Origin of the sequence: Streptomyces sp. 7N604, from assembly GCF_052245475.1 — a bacterium.
GTDB lineage: Bacteria > Actinomycetota > Actinomycetes > Streptomycetales > Streptomycetaceae > Streptomyces.
The window spans coordinates 102,114-115,970 of sequence record NZ_JBQQBX010000008.1 but is presented as its reverse complement, the minus strand read 5'-3'; the positions used below and the strand labels follow the sequence as shown (position 1 = coordinate 115,970).

Below are 13,857 nucleotides of genomic sequence, written 5' to 3'. Positions count from 1 at the left end.
GCATCGCAGCTTCACACAGTTGAGGCAAGAGGGGCTGATCAGCGTCAGTCGCGGCCGACGCCGCCGTCGCCTGCCGCGTCCTGTTCCGCGAACCTCTCACCAAGGTCATGGGCGCGGGCATCGGCCTCATCGTCGTCGTCCTGTTCATCGAGCTCGGTGCCGCCCACTGAGCCTATCGACCACAACAGCGAGGTCAGCCAAGGCGGGCGGCGGCGGACGGCCGCCGCCGCCCGCCGGGAGAACATCGCCCGCTTGGGTCGACTTCGTCGCCGAGAGCTTGCTCCGCTCCGCGGAACAGGCCCGCGAAGTCCTCTCCATCCGGTCCGGGGCGGCCCCGGACGACACCACTTCGCGCCTGGCCCCCCGGGTAACCGGACACCCAACTCCCCACCGAGACCTGGCACGTCACACCACCTCTGCGACGGATAGCATCACGTGTCCCTGCCCTCCACCCATGCCCCTGGAGTTCCCCATGAACCGCACCCCTGGCCTCCCCCTCTCCCGCCGCGGCCTCATACGCACCGGCGCCGGCGCCTCGCTCGCCGCGCTCGGGCTCGGCGCCGGCGCGCAGACCGCCTCAGCCGACGTGGCCACCACCAAGCGGTTCGATCTCACGCAGCCGTCGTACGACCTATTCCGGTCCAAGGACACGCACGGTCCGCGGGTCCAGCAGAGCTTCGCCTTCGACTGGGTGAACAAGTTCCTGTTCGTGGCAACCAAGCGGAGTGGAAGCACCGAGTCCGCCGGTGACCTGTGCATCAACAAGATGGACTTCGACGGGAACTACATCTCGTACATGCACCTCAATGGCTTCGGCCACGGCGTCGCCTTCGCCGCGCTGCCGGACGGTTCCGGCACCGAGCTGTGGATCGAGTGCGCCGCGAACACCGCCGGGTTCGGCACCGCGCTCGCCCCCATCCGTTACACCGCCAACACCACCCTGGGCTCGCCGGCTGCCTCGGCCGCCTACCGGCCGATCTCCGGGGCCACCGAGTACACCTGCTCCGTCGACCCGGTCTACCAGCGCATGATCGTGCGCTACCACACCAGCGCCGGCAAGCGCATCGCCGTGTACCCCCTCTCCGCCTTCGAGACGCGCAGCTTCGGCTCGCCGCTGGTCGACTTCAAGCAGCCGACGATCTCCGGCACTCCGCAGGGCTACACCCTCTACGGCTCGTACATGTACTACCTGACGGGTGACGCGTACCCCGGCGACGGCACCCCCACCGGCGACGGCAACACCTACGTCACCAGCATCGACATCAACACGGGCACCGTGAAGCAGGGCCCCGTCCTCACCAAGGCCGGCTCCACCCTCCACCACCGCGAGCCCGAGGGCCTGGCGATCTACCGCACCGACGCCGGCGAGGCCCGCCTCTTCATCGGCTTCGCCACCGGCCTGGAGGGCGACCGGCGCTCCAGCATCTTCTACAAGAACGCGCTGGTCTGAGCCATGTCCGCCCGGCGGCCGGTCGTCGGCCGCCGGGCACCAACCCCCGGTCGGACGTCCTAGGCGACCGGCAGTCGTCCGAATATCTCCGTCGCGGCACCCGACGACACCGGACCCGACAACCCACTTGCCTAATGAACAGGCGGCGCCGTCGAGCCGCCCGAGCAGCACGAGGCGCTCGACGAGGCCGCGCTGCGTTCCTCGTGGGTAAGCACGGTCTCAGGCGCACTGAACGACAGGCGAGTTTGAGCGCAAGCACGGCTTTCCTCTGGGGCCAACCATGTCCGCCTGGCCAACCACGATGATCAAGAGGCGGCTCGTGATCTGGGCCGCGAGAACCTCGCCAATGACCTGGTCACCTTCTACGGCCGTGGAGATCGCCGTGCTGAACCGATACCACTTGCCGGAGAAGGACATGTGTCCCCTTTTGCCTGGAACTTCGGTGGGCTACGTCGAATTGGCCCAGCCCCTGGGAGACCGCACATTGCTGCACGCTTCCGAGACCGACATAGAGGCCCTGCTCCCGCCGGACGCGATAGTGCCGTCGGGCACCGACTCGGAGCGGCCACTCCTGCCGAACGACCGCGGGAGTGTCGGTATTCCGTAACGGCGCACTTTTCCAAAGCCCAGCACGCGGCAGGCACATGGCCGCTGGTTGGGGCCCGGCGCTGGTCCTCCACTCGTTCGCGACGGTGGGGAGATGTGCCGCCGAGGACGCGCTCACCCGGGCAAAAAATGGTCTGAGTGCAGCGCTCTGGGTGGTGAAGCTCGAAGGGCCCTCTGTCATCGCTGACAGTGCTGGGAGTGTGTCCTCACTTACCTACGAACTCAGGCAGGTTCTGGATGCCCAATCCAGTACAGATGACCTTTCCCTCTGACATCCACGGCTGACATCAACGACGCCGGACGGGGGCGTACACGAGCCCTCTGTCTGGCCGCAGCACTGCGAGGCCACGCCGCCATGGCCAGCTCTCGATCGAACTTACAAAGCAGAGGTCGGGGGCCGAGGCCACCAAGCACTCCTCGGCGCGTGCACACGCCTACTCCCCAATGTCTTCGTGCCAGAGTTCCGGACGAGCCTCGATGAAGTCGCGCATCATCGCCACGCACACAGGGTCATCCACCACGACGATCTCGACACCATGGTCGGCAAGCCAGTCTTGCCCACCGCTAAAGGTCTTTGCTTCACCGATGACGACGCGTGAGATGCCGAACTGGCGGATGAGTCCGCAGCAGTACCAGCAGGGAGAAAGCGTCGTGACCATTGTCGTCCCGCGATACGTGCGCTGCCGTCCCGCCGCCCGAAACGCAGCCGTCTCCGCATGCATCGAGGGATCCCCGTCCTGCACGCGCCGGTTGTGCCCCCTCCCGAGCAGGATGCCATCCGCGCCGTACAGCGCCGCCCCGATCGGGATGCCACCTTCCTCCAGCCCGGTCCGGGCCTCCTCCATCGCGACGTCGAGCAGTTCCCGTTCCCGGATCAGATCCATGGCCCCATTGTGGTCTTCGGGGGTTCGGTGCTCAATAGAGGATGCGGCTGGAAGGGGGACAACGCTATGTGGCAGCCGAGCAGGCATCTGGTGTCCTGGCTTCTCCAAGGGACATATCGCGGGAACGACTTACCCCAGCATCTTGCTGCGATCCGACGGCTTGAGCCTCGGAAGGAAGAAGTCTACGAACATGAGTACTTGTATTCGTGCCTCAGCGTCCTCGACGCGAAAGCACAAGTCCTTCTCGGCTACGACGCGCTCCTGATGGCCGCTGCGTCCATCGTGCTCTCCGTTTTTCCGGACGGGGCGCCCCTCGGGAGAGGGCTGATCGTTGCAGCACTCGCCGCAAGTGGCGCCTCCTCCGTGCTCTGCCTCCCAGTCGTATGGGTTCAGTGGACAGACACCACTGAGTTCGAGAGACCAGAGCACTCCTTCAAACGGTTGCTCCTGATCAGGAACAAGCGCACGATCAGTTACCGGGTCGCCTGGGTGATAGCTCACCTCGCGGCCGTGCTCCTGATCGTGGGCGCCCCACTCCAGTAGTCGCCTCACATGTGCGCACTGAGAAGATGGCAAGCGCTGGTCACCCGTGAGGCGATTTCAGAGTGACTGATGTGATCACGGCACCGCAGCCTCAGGCCACTGGTTCGATGGTGAGGTGGACAGGGCTTCCAGGTTGTTCAGGCTCCCAACCTTGGCTCAGTGCGGTACGGATGCCAAGAGCGACGGCCGCCGGCCTGAGCGGGGTTGCGGGCAGGCCCATCCAGTTCCCCGGGTGCGGATGAGGCAAACGAAGCGCCAGGACGGATCTACGAGTTCGAATCTCGTATCCACCGCAGCCGCCCACCAGGGCATAAGCAAAACTCCGACCGTTCACCTGTCGGGGGCCTTCGTCGTGCTCCATCGGAAAGCTTCCGCCCAAAGCCTCTCCACACCGCCTGGGTGGGTCTCTCATCCGCCGACTGTCGCCCTGCCGCTTCATGGTCCCCGGCCGTTTGGGGGATACGCGGGCCGCCGCCGGCGGGTTTCCCGCCCCGCAGGGGCATCCCTTGATGGAACGAAAGGGAGACATGATGCCGCTCTATCTATCGAGGTTCAGCTACACGCCGGAGACTTGGGCGAGGCTGATCGGCCATCCGGAGGACCGCGCACAGGCCGCTCAGTCGTACATCGAGTCCGTCGGCGGGAAGCTCCATGGCTTCTGGTACGCCTTCGGCACGCACGACGGCTACAACCTGTGGGAGGCCCCGGACAACGTGTCCATGGCCGCGGTTGCGCTGGCGATTAGCGGAGGCGGCGCGCTTAGGTCGTTTGAGACGACTGTTCTCCTGACCGTCGATGAAACACTGCAGGCCCTGCACACAGCCGAGCAAGTCCAGTACCGGCTTCCTGGCGCGTAGCGGGAGGCACCCACGGGTGCCCGAGAGGGCGACTGACCTTCCCGGTCAGGGAGAGCGCCGCGGCAGCGCGAGGTGTTTCCCGCGGCGGGGACGCGACGGGCGGCTGGGGATGGGCCGGGGTTCAACTCCGCCCGTTGCCAGCCGCATTGTGCTTCAGGCAGGCCTCGCTGTCCGCCCGTATCCGGTGCCGCTGACGGGGCGAGGGCGTGCCTCTCCGCGCGGCCGTAGGGCCCGGCCACCGGTTCAGTTCACGATCTCGACCGCGAAGGTGTCCGCCACCCCGCACTTACCGATGTCGGTGAGGTGGACGACGCGAGGCGAGATGCCGTAACGCAGCCAGTCCAGGTCGAAGAACCGGGTGGCCAGCGCGGCCCCCAGCGCACCGGCGAGATGGTGGCGCCGCTCGCTCCAGTCGACGCAGTAACGCACCAACGGGCGCCGCCCCCGGGCCAGCTCCCCCATGTCGATGCCGAACGCGGCGAAGCGCTCGGTCCCCGCGGCCGTCAGATCGTACGTGGCCTCCCTGCCGTACGAGCCGGGCTGATCGGACCGGTCCGGCGCGGGTTCGCTCTGACCCCGCCGCAGCAGCCCCTGGTCGAGGAAGGCGCACATGAGCGCCACTCCCAGGGACCCCGCCAAGTGGTCGTAACAGGTGCGCGAGCGACGACGCGGGCCGCTTCCGGGGCAGTCACTCAAGGGCCCTCCGGGAGCCGTGTGCGTCGACGGCAGTCTGGGCAAGGGCGTTGCCGTCACAGGTGCACAGCAGTTGGGGCCTGCATTCCGTAACATGTTGGCAACCCTCCGTATGATTGCTGTTCCTCCCTTTGTAACCTTGGGTCTCCGCCGCGCATAGGGGAGGCGCGGCCCGTTCAAGTAGGGGGGACCCTTCGTTGAAGAAGCGTTTTCGTGTCACCGTCGCGACCGTTGCCGTCGCAGGCGCCGCCGTCCTCGCCGCCACGCCGGCTCAGGCCACCGAGTACCACTCGGCATTGAAAATCCGCGGAGTCCAATACGACGCGCCAGGCCGGGACTCCAACAGCTGCTCCAGCGGCAACACCGACGAGGAATATCTGACGATCAAGAACTACTCGTCCTCGGCGACCATCAACCTCAAGGGCTACCTCGTCAAGGACGCCACTGGCAATCCCTTCACCTTCACCGCCAACCACTACCTCCAGCCCGGTGACTACGTGAAGCTCCGTGGCGGCTACGGCACCGATTCCGACGCGAACAACGTGGTGTACCGCGACAACTGCAACTTCATATGGAACAACGACCGCGACACGATCTACCTGTACAAGCCCTCCGGCAGCGGCTCGGATTCGCACTCCTACACCAAGAGCGGATCTGACCCCGACGGCAACGGCTACATCCGCTTCCACAGCTGAGCCGGATACGCGCGGGCCCCATCTCCTGAACGGAGGTGGGGCCCGTCCGTTGACATCCACGGCTGAACACCAAGTCCGCACGCCGCCGGCGCGGCAGCGTCCGTCAGCAGACCACCGCCCTGACCGACCGGGAGCAGAGCCTCCTGCGGAAGTGGCTCGACCGCATCACCGACCCGCCCCGGTAGACCGTCCCGTCTCTCTCGTCGTACTCCTTCAGGCACGACGCATCAGCGATGCCGAGTTGCTCGGCCAGGTACTCGGTGACCTCCGCCGGAACCTGCCGCGGGTCCGGCATGAACCGGCCCAGATGCCGCACGCTCGTCAGCTGGACGGCGAATCCGAGCCGGTTGTGCGCACGCCGCCTGGCCTGCACCTTCCCCGGGTCCGCGTCGTCCATGAAGGAGTACCGCCACGGCCCGGCCCCCCGGAGATCGACAGCATCGGCCCTCGAAAGGCTTGCCGCACGATCAGTCCAGGTCGAAGCGACGGTCGGAGCAGCGCAGGCTTGGCGTGCGAACCGGCACGGATGTTCCTCAGCCCCGGGCCCGTTCAGAAAACCGTTCAGGAACCCTTGCAAGAAGCCTTGCAGGTTCTATGCCATACAGCCTAAGTTACCGTCTAGTAGTTACCTGTGGGCGCCTCTTGCGCCTGGGTTCGGAGGGCGGCATCCGGTATGTCCGAAGGTTCGAGCCCTGAAGCTGCGGCCGTCTATCGCCCGGTGGTCGAAGTGGTGGGCGCGTGAGCCCGCGCAGGAGCGACAGCCGGAACCGGATGGTCCTCAGCGCCGCGGTGCTGCTGCGGGAGTACGGTGCGAGCGCCACGAGCATCGACCGGGTGCTCGCGCACAGCGGTGCCCCGCGCGGCTCGGTGTATCACCACTTTCCCGGCGGGCGGGCGCAGTTGATCGACGAGGCGGTGGCGCTTGCGGGCGACTTCATTGCCGGTCTGATCGACGCGGCGACGCAGGCCGATGACCCGGTGGAGGCGGTCGACGCGTTCTTCGCGCTGTGGCGTGACCGGCTCGTCGAGAGCGACTTCCGGGCCGGCTGCCCGATTGTGGCGGTGGCGGTGGAGACCAACGACGACGCCCCGCAGCTGGCCCGGTCCGCCGCCGCGGTCTTCGCCCGCTGGCAGGAGGCTCTCGCGGCCCTGTTCGTCCAGCACGGCCTGCCGGAGGAGCGGGGCAAGAGGCTGGCCGCCTTCATCATCGCCGCGGTCGAAGGCGCGGTGATCATGTGCCGGGCCGAGCAGAGCACCGCTCCGCTGGACGCTGCCGCGGCCGAGATCCATGACCTGCTGGTCTACGTGCTGCGTACCCGGCCCGAGACCGGTCCCGGTCCACGACCGTGACCTGCCATCACCCCCGATGCCACCCCATGTGAGGAGCAGCTATGCCCACGCTCGACCGCCAGGACAACGTCTTCGTCCTCGACCTCGGGGACGGCGAGAACCGTTTCCACCCCGACTGGCTCACCTCCGTCAGCGCCGCACTGGACGAGGTGGAGAAGGCGGAAGGGCCGCGGGCCCTGGTGACGGCCGCGACGGGGAAGTTCTACTCCAACGGCCTGGACCTGGAATGGCTGTTCGCCAACGCCGACCAGCACCAGAACTACGTCGTAACCGTCCAAGAGCTCTTCGCGCGCATGCTGTCCCTGCCGGTGATCACCGTGGCAGCGCTGCAGGGGCACACCTTCGCCGCCGGCGCGATGTTCTCCCTCGCCCACGACTTCCGCGTCATGCGAGCCGACCGGGGCTACTGGTGCCTGCCCGAAGCGGACATCAACATCCCCTTCAGCCCAGGCATGGCCGCCCTCATCCAGGCCCGGCTGGCTCCTCAGACCGCGCACGAGGCCATGGTCACCGCCCGCCGCTACGGCGGGTCCGACGCCGCGGCCGCCGGCATCGTCGACCAGGCGGTCGCGGAGGACGCCGTCCGGTCGACCGCCATCGAGATCGCCCAGGCACAGGTGACCAAGGCGGGCGACACCCTCGGCACCATCAAGGCCCGCATGTACGCCCCCTCGCTGGCCACCCTGCGCGACACCACCAACCCCCTGGGCTGAGACCGGCGCGGCAGACGACGACGGGCTGGGACCGGCGCAGTAGACGACGACGCCGAGCCCTCGAGCCTCAGGTGCCCGGGCCCACCGCAGATCCACCCACTGACAGATAGCGCAGATCCACCCACGGACAGATGCCGCGCGCCGGGACGGCGCACACCAGACGGAGGAGCAGCAGATGACAGCCGACGCCACCTGGCACAAGAGCGCGTGCATCCTGTGCGAGAACAACTGCGGCATCCGGATCCAGACCGACGGTCGCGCGTTCGCGAAGATTCGCGGCGACAAGGAGCACGTCGCCACCGCCGGCTACACCTGCAACAAGGCCCTGCGCCTGGACCATTACCAAAACGGCGGCGTCCGGCTGACCACGCCGCTGCGCCGGGAGGCGGACGGGAGCTTCACCCCGATCGACTGGGACTCCGCCATCAGCGAGATCGCCGCCCGGCTGGAGACGGTGCGCGACACCCACGGCGGCAAGTCGATCTTCTTCTACGGCGGCGGCGGGCAGGGCAACCACCTCGGCGGCGCCTACAGCGGCGCCCTGATGCGCGCCCTCGGCGCCCGCTACCGCTCCAACCCTCTCGCTCAGGAGAAGACCGGTGAGGGTTTCGTCGACGCCCACCTGACAGGCGGGCACACCACCGGCGACTTCGAGCACGCCGAGGTCGCCGTCTTCGTCGGCAAGAATCCCTGGCAGTCCCACGGCGTGCCCCGGGCCCGTACGGTCCTGAAGGACATCGCCAAAGACCCGGACCGCGCCGTGATCGTCATCGATCCGGTGCGCACCGAGACCGCCGACCTCGCCGACATCCACCTCCAGGTGCGGCCCGGCACCGACGCCTGGTGCCTGGCCGGCATCCTCGGCGTCCTGGTCCAGGAAGACCTCGTCGACCACGCCTTCCTGACCGACCGCACCACCGGCGCCGAGACCGTGCTGGAGCAGCTGAAGACGGTGGACATCGCCCGCTGCGCGCAGACCTGTGGCCTGGACGAGGAGCAACTGCGCACGGCGGCGCGGCGGATCGGCACCGCATCGAGCGTGTCGACGTATGAGGACCTGGGGGTGCAGCAGGGCCCCAACAGCACGCTGGTGTCCTACCTCAACAAGCTGATCTGGCTCCTGACCGGGAACTTCGCCAAGCGCGGTGCCATGCAGCCGCACTCGTGGATCGCCCCGCTGGCCCACTACTCGACCCGTCCGCGCCGCACCCCGGTCACCGGCGCCCGCATGCCCGGCGGGCTGGTGCCGTGCAACGTCATCGCCGAGGAGATCCTCACCGACCACCCCGACCGGTTCCGCGCGATGGTCATCGAGTCGTCCAATCCTGCGCACTCCCTGGCCGACTCCGCCGCCTTCAGCGAGGCACTGGCCGCGCTTGATGTGGTCGTGGTCATCGACATCGCGCTGACCGAGACCGGCCGTCAGGCCGACTATGTGCTGCCCGCCGCCTCCCAGTTCGAGAAGTGGGAAGCCACCTTCTTCACCTTCGAGTTCCCCCGCAACACCTTCCACCTGCGCGCCCCGGTCCTCGACCCGCTTCCCGGCACCCTGACCGAACCCGAGATCTACGCACGCCTCATCCGCGAACTCCACGCCGTCCCCCACAGCCGCCTGGCGCTGCTGCGCGCCGCGGCCCGCATGGGCCGTACGCCCTACAAGCTCGCCTTCGCCGCCCTGGCCGCCATCGACAAGAGCACGACCGGCATGGCCCCGTACCTGCTGTACGAGACCCTCGGTCCGACCCTGCCGGATGGCGCCCGGTCTGCCGCCGTGCTGTGGGCGCTCGCTCAGCGCATCGCCAAGGAGTACCCCTCCGCCATGCGCCGCGCCGGACATGCCGACGCCGACTCTCTGTTCGCCGCGATGCTGGCCGGCCGCTCCGGCGTCACCTTCACCCAGGATGAGTACGACGACGCCTGGCGGTACGTGTCCCACCCCGGACACCGCATCCCGCTGCCCATCCCCGAACTCCTGGACCTGCTGACCGGTCTGGACACCACCCAGGCCGTGCACACCACCGAGGAGTTCCCCATCGTCCTGGCCGCCGGGCAGCGCCGGGCGTTCACCGCGAACACCATCTTCCGCGACAACACCTGGCGCAAGCGCGACCAGGAGGGCGCCCTGCGCATCAGCCGCCACGATGCCGAGCAACTCGGCCTGGCCGAGGGCGCATTCGCGCAGATCACCACCCAACGCGGCACCGCCCAGGCCACCGTCGAGATCGACGACCGCATGCAGGCGGGCCATGCCGCGCTGCCCAACGGATTCGGCCTCGACCTGCCCACCGCGGACGGCACCGAGCGCACCGGCGTCGCCCTGAACACCCTCACCGACCTGCACTGGCGCGACCCCATCGCCGGCACTCCCTGGCACAAACACGTCCCCGCCCGCATCGAACCCCTCCCGGCCTGACGCACACCCCCGACCCTGCCGCCGGCACCAGCACCACATAGGAGAAGGGCCGCCGCACTGCCACCGCCGAAGGCAAAGCGCTGGAAGGCCAAGGCAAGCCCATCGCCCACGCCACCACCACCTGCTTGAGCTTGTAGCACGCGTTCCCAGCACCACAGAGGCCTCTGGAACCCTGCCCACGAGTCGCTACTCGACGGGTTCGGCGATCAGTGCGGTGGCCACGCGGCGGAAGCCGAGCCGGGCATAGATCCGAGCGACATCGTCGTCGCCCGCGGACAAGAACACCGTCTCGACACCTCGCGACCGGGTGTCGGCCACCAGCACCGCGGTGACCGCGAGCGCAAGGCCACGACGGCGTGCGGTCGGCAGGGTTCCCACCCCGACGATTTCACTCACCTTCCCGACCGGCTGGTGCTGACCGGCGCAAAGCGCCGTTCCGTTCTCCACCGCGGCGGCAACACACGTCAGACCGGCCCGGATGCGTGCCGCCGCGCCGTCCACCGACCCGTCACCGGCGCGGTCCCGCACCGCCCCGCCCAGTTCCGCCACACCGGCCTCACCGACACCGGTTCCGGGATCGGCGAAGGCCAGGTGTGGGACGGCCAGCGCGCTCGGCAGCACGGGATCGTCCGGCCCGACGGTCCGCAGCACCACATCGTCAGCCCGTTCGGGCACGGCGGGGGTCGGTACGTCCGAGCCCAGCACCATCAAGGGGTGCTCGCGCACCGCAAGCCCCGTCTGCTCGACCGCCGCCCTCAGCGCGGGTGTCGTCTCGGCAATCCACTCGAAACTCTCCGGGACGCCCAGTTCCCGCTGTCGGACGCGCACCCGGGTGACATCGGCGGCACTCACCGCTCCGGACCGCCTCAGGGCCGGGCGGGCGTAGAAGGGCCATCCCTGCCCCTCCCGGATGAACAGCGTGAGCGGCCCGAAGTCCTCGGCCCGGGCAACGGATCGGGGAACAGCGTCGTAGTACTGCTCGAGCCGGTCCAGCAGCTCACTGCGATCATCAAGATCCACAGACGTCACACCGCGCATCCAAGCAGCAGGTCGCGAACCGCTGCCACCGCATTACGCCCTGGCACGCGGCTCTGGGGCCGACAGAGTCAGCGGCATCGGGGGCTAGATGCCGTGCACGGACGCGATGGTGAAGGGAATCTGCGGTGTGCCCGGTCCCATCGGGCCGCCCTTGTCGAACTGCGAGCGGACGACGTACAGCGTCCCGTGCCGACGTACCAGCGTGGTCGGCAGCTGCAGCGCCTGGTCGGTGACCCGCCGCTCCGCACGCGCCGCGAAGCCGTCCCGGGTGACGCGCCACCGGCTGATGGCGTGGTCGGTGTTGTGCACCGCCCACAGCCTGCCGTGGCGCAGTTCCAGCCCGTCGGCGTGCAGCATGTCGCCTCCGTGAAGGGCGACTTGGCGGATTCCGCCCGAGGCGAGGTCGAGGCGGTAGAGGTCGCCGCCGGTCATGTCCACAGTGAGCAGATAGCGCCCTGACGGGTCGGCGACGATCCCGTTGAGGCTGTACGCGTCGGGCGCGTGCGGTTCGAGAACCGTGCTCAGGTCGAAGCGGGGGGTGAGCGTCGCGCGCCCGCCGTTCGCTTGGGCCTGCGCCAACTGGTGGGGGGTGACACGGTATACGACGGCGCGGCGGCTGTCGGTGAGGTAGGCGGTGCCGTCCTGGGTAAGGGCGAGGTCGTTGACGAAGATCGCGAGCTGACCAGAGCTCTGACCGGAGCTCTGATCGGAGCTCTGACCGGAGCTCTGACCGGGACGGTGGCCGGGACTCTGACCGGGGACGTCGAAGCGGGCGAGAAGACGGCGGCTGCGCACGTCGTACACGGAGACTCCGGAGGTGGAGTCGATCACCCACAGCCGCCCGGACCGGTCCACCTTCAGCCCGTTGGTGGTCCTGCGCCCGTCCGCGCCCGCGGGCAGGAACTCCTCCGCCACCCGCCGGCCCGGCGTCATCTTGAAGACCGTGCCGTCGGCGTACGACCCGGCGTAGAGGTCTCCGGTTCGCGGGTCGGCGGCGATGCCCTCGGGGTAGACGCGGTCACCGGGCAGTTCGTACGCGGTGGAGATCCGTGCATGTGGTTCGGCGGCTCGAGAGGCTGTCGGCTCGATGGCCTGCGTGGTCTGTGCGGTGGAGGTGAGGGGGACGGCGGCGACGAGGGCCGTGATCGCGGCCGTGACCACTAAGGCGAGGGAAACGGGGCGGTGCTGAGGTACGCGGGGCATGGTGCCTCTCTCTCCGGCGGCTGCTTCTGGGCAATGAGTAGAGCCCTAGCTTTAGATTGAGTACACATACTAGTTAGAACTCTAATATTGGGCAAGGTTCGAATCCTTGTCGGCTCGTTAGCATGCGCAGATGACGTCAATGCCCGTTCACGAGCGCCTGGGTTCTCATCTCAAGCGCGCTGAGCAAGCGCTCAACGCGACCAAGCACGCTGTGCTGAAGCCGTCCGGCCTGACGGTGTCGCAGTACGCGGCCCTGCTGTATCTGTCGGAGAACCCCGGCATCTCGGCCGCCGCACTGGCCAGGGCGTGCGGCGTTACCCCGCCGACGATGAACACCGTGCTGAAGAACCTCCAGGAGCGCCGCCTGATCGAGCGCAGCCCTCACGAGTGGCACAAGAACGTCCTGGAGACACGGCTCACGGGGAAGGGCCGGGAGGTGATGGCCGACGCGGACGCCCGCGCCGTACGCGTCGAGCGGGGGCTCGCCGCCGAGTTCACCGCGGAGGAACGGGAGACGCTGGTCGCCCTGCTGGCCCGCTGCATCGACTTCCTCGACTCCGCCCGGCCGTCCTAGGCGTGTGGCGCACCCTCCACCGCCTGGACATGGGCCGCCTGCCGGCCTCTCAGCGGTATAAGCGCCACGGCCGCAGATGGGGCCGACTCGTCGCTGTGCCGGTCGAGCGTCGCTCAGGAGGACTTTGCCCGCCCGCCCCCGCGACGTCGCTTCGAGGGCGGGGTGGAGCAGGTCGGGCACCAGTAGCCGTCGCCCTGGATGAAGGTCCATCCGAGCTCCTCGATGTGGGGAGCGGCGGTGCTGGCGCTGTGGAGGAGGTGGCCGATGAGATCTTCGTCGATTGACGGCCCCGGGTCGGAGATGACCATGTCGAAGACGGCGCGCACCTCGCAGTCGCGGTGGTCGCACAGCAGGTAGAACCGCACGGGTCCCGGGGGCTTGCCGCTGGTCGTCAGGCTCATGCGACCACTGTGGACCGTACTCATCAGTCGGCATGCGGGTTCCGGCACACATACCCGAAGGGGCGAGAGCAGTTGCGCTCGGCCCGCGTCCCGCAATCCCCACCATGCCTCGCTTTTGAGGCGTTCGCGATCCCCAACTGGCCGAGCCTGGCGGCGTCATCGATGGTGGAGCACACCCACCACTGGGTCTCCGAACGCGGCAGGTCAGGGGTCGAGCCGCTGGAGAGGGTGGCGAGGCCTGTGGCGAGTAGCTTCGCCGTCAACCCGTCGGTGCCACCCGCCTGTTGGAGGGATTCGGTCAGGGCGTCGCGATCGTGGTTGCTGTACCGCACCAGGCGTGCCAACAGGCTCGGGCGCGAGTAGGGCAGGTCGTTGAAGGCGCGCCGTGGCGTCGTCGTTGAGGCCCGTCACCGGGTCGCGGGCGTCGAGACGGGAAC

At 68.3% G+C, this 13,857-nt stretch carries 14 protein-coding genes and 1 pseudogene; 8 read left to right on the top strand and 7 right to left on the bottom strand.

What is annotated here, in order from left to right; translation table 11 throughout:
* Positions 1–44: 44 nt before the first annotated feature.
* Complete coding sequence (locus ACTWP8_RS11155) at positions 45–167, bottom strand: hypothetical protein (protein WP_443322071.1); 123 nt, start codon at positions 165–167, stop codon at positions 45–47.
* 305 nt (positions 168–472) lie between these two features.
* Here ACTWP8_RS11155 and ACTWP8_RS11150 point away from each other — a divergent pair, with 305 nt between their 5' ends.
* A complete protein-coding gene (locus tag ACTWP8_RS11150) occupies positions 473–1,450 on the top strand; it encodes a phage baseplate protein (RefSeq protein WP_443322065.1) in 978 nt (325 codons plus the stop codon).
* A gap of 1,040 nt (positions 1,451–2,490) precedes the next feature.
* On the opposite strand, the gene ACTWP8_RS11145 is transcribed toward ACTWP8_RS11150, so the two are convergent.
* Entirely contained in the window at positions 2,491–2,940 is a 450-nt protein-coding gene (locus ACTWP8_RS11145; RefSeq protein WP_443321966.1) for a nucleoside deaminase, read from the bottom strand.
* Positions 2,941–3,030: 90 nt separating this feature from the next.
* On the opposite strand from ACTWP8_RS11145, the gene ACTWP8_RS11140 reads away from it, so the two are divergent.
* Together ACTWP8_RS11140 and ACTWP8_RS11135 are read left to right on the top strand one after the other, a co-directional pair.
* Positions 3,031–3,483: a hypothetical protein gene (locus tag ACTWP8_RS11140; RefSeq protein WP_443321965.1), complete on the top strand. Its 453-nt coding sequence runs from the start codon at positions 3,031–3,033 to the stop codon at positions 3,481–3,483.
* Between the two features lie 530 nt (positions 3,484–4,013).
* Positions 4,014–4,340 carry a GYD domain-containing protein gene (locus ACTWP8_RS11135; RefSeq protein ID WP_443322064.1) on the top strand — a complete coding sequence of 109 codons (327 nt, stop codon included), beginning with the start codon at positions 4,014–4,016 and terminating at the stop codon, positions 4,338–4,340.
* Positions 4,341–4,583: 243 nt separating this feature from the next.
* Here the strand turns inward: ACTWP8_RS11135 and ACTWP8_RS11130 are convergent, their stop codons facing one another.
* Positions 4,584–4,952: a hypothetical protein gene (locus ACTWP8_RS11130; protein WP_443321964.1), complete on the bottom strand. Its 369-nt coding sequence runs from the start codon at positions 4,950–4,952 to the stop codon at positions 4,584–4,586.
* 278 nt (positions 4,953–5,230) lie between these two features.
* On the opposite strand from ACTWP8_RS11130, the gene ACTWP8_RS11125 reads away from it, so the two are divergent.
* Positions 5,231–5,728 (top strand): lamin tail domain-containing protein, encoded by a 498-nt coding sequence (locus ACTWP8_RS11125; RefSeq protein WP_443321963.1) that lies wholly within the window; start codon positions 5,231–5,233, stop codon positions 5,726–5,728.
* 187 nt (positions 5,729–5,915) lie between these two features.
* On the opposite strand, the pseudogene ACTWP8_RS11120 reads toward ACTWP8_RS11125, so the two are convergent.
* Positions 5,916–6,137 (bottom strand): annotated as a pseudogene (locus tag ACTWP8_RS11120) (DUF4158 domain-containing protein); the annotation flags it as partial.
* Positions 6,138–6,466: 329 nt separating this feature from the next.
* Between ACTWP8_RS11120 and ACTWP8_RS11115 the strand changes: the two are divergent.
* The 3 genes from ACTWP8_RS11115 (at position 6,467) to ACTWP8_RS11105 (ending at position 10,204) form a co-directional block, all read left to right on the top strand.
* A complete protein-coding gene (locus tag ACTWP8_RS11115) occupies positions 6,467–7,078 on the top strand; it encodes a TetR/AcrR family transcriptional regulator (RefSeq protein WP_443321962.1) in 612 nt (203 codons plus the stop codon).
* Between the two features lie 41 nt (positions 7,079–7,119).
* Positions 7,120–7,791: an enoyl-CoA hydratase-related protein gene (locus tag ACTWP8_RS11110; protein WP_443321961.1), complete on the top strand. Its 672-nt coding sequence runs from the start codon at positions 7,120–7,122 to the stop codon at positions 7,789–7,791.
* A gap of 175 nt (positions 7,792–7,966) precedes the next feature.
* A complete protein-coding gene (locus ACTWP8_RS11105; RefSeq protein ID WP_443321960.1) occupies positions 7,967–10,204 on the top strand; it encodes a molybdopterin-dependent oxidoreductase in 2,238 nt (745 codons plus the stop codon).
* A gap of 186 nt (positions 10,205–10,390) precedes the next feature.
* On the opposite strand, the gene ACTWP8_RS11100 is transcribed toward ACTWP8_RS11105, so the two are convergent.
* Positions 10,391–11,233, bottom strand: coding sequence for a GNAT family N-acetyltransferase (locus ACTWP8_RS11100; RefSeq protein WP_443321959.1), 843 nt, complete (start codon positions 11,231–11,233; stop codon positions 10,391–10,393).
* Positions 11,234–11,326: 93 nt separating this feature from the next.
* Positions 11,327–12,445 (bottom strand): SMP-30/gluconolactonase/LRE family protein, encoded by a 1,119-nt coding sequence (locus tag ACTWP8_RS11095; protein WP_443321958.1) that lies wholly within the window; start codon positions 12,443–12,445, stop codon positions 11,327–11,329.
* Positions 12,446–12,575: 130 nt separating this feature from the next.
* On the opposite strand from ACTWP8_RS11095, the gene ACTWP8_RS11090 reads away from it, so the two are divergent.
* Positions 12,576–13,019, top strand: coding sequence for a MarR family winged helix-turn-helix transcriptional regulator (locus tag ACTWP8_RS11090; protein WP_443321957.1), 444 nt, complete (start codon positions 12,576–12,578; stop codon positions 13,017–13,019).
* A gap of 113 nt (positions 13,020–13,132) precedes the next feature.
* Here the strand turns inward: ACTWP8_RS11090 and ACTWP8_RS11085 are convergent, their stop codons facing one another.
* Positions 13,133–13,420, bottom strand: coding sequence for a hypothetical protein (locus ACTWP8_RS11085; RefSeq protein WP_443321956.1), 288 nt, complete (start codon positions 13,418–13,420; stop codon positions 13,133–13,135).
* Between the last annotated feature and the right edge of the window lie 437 nt (positions 13,421–13,857).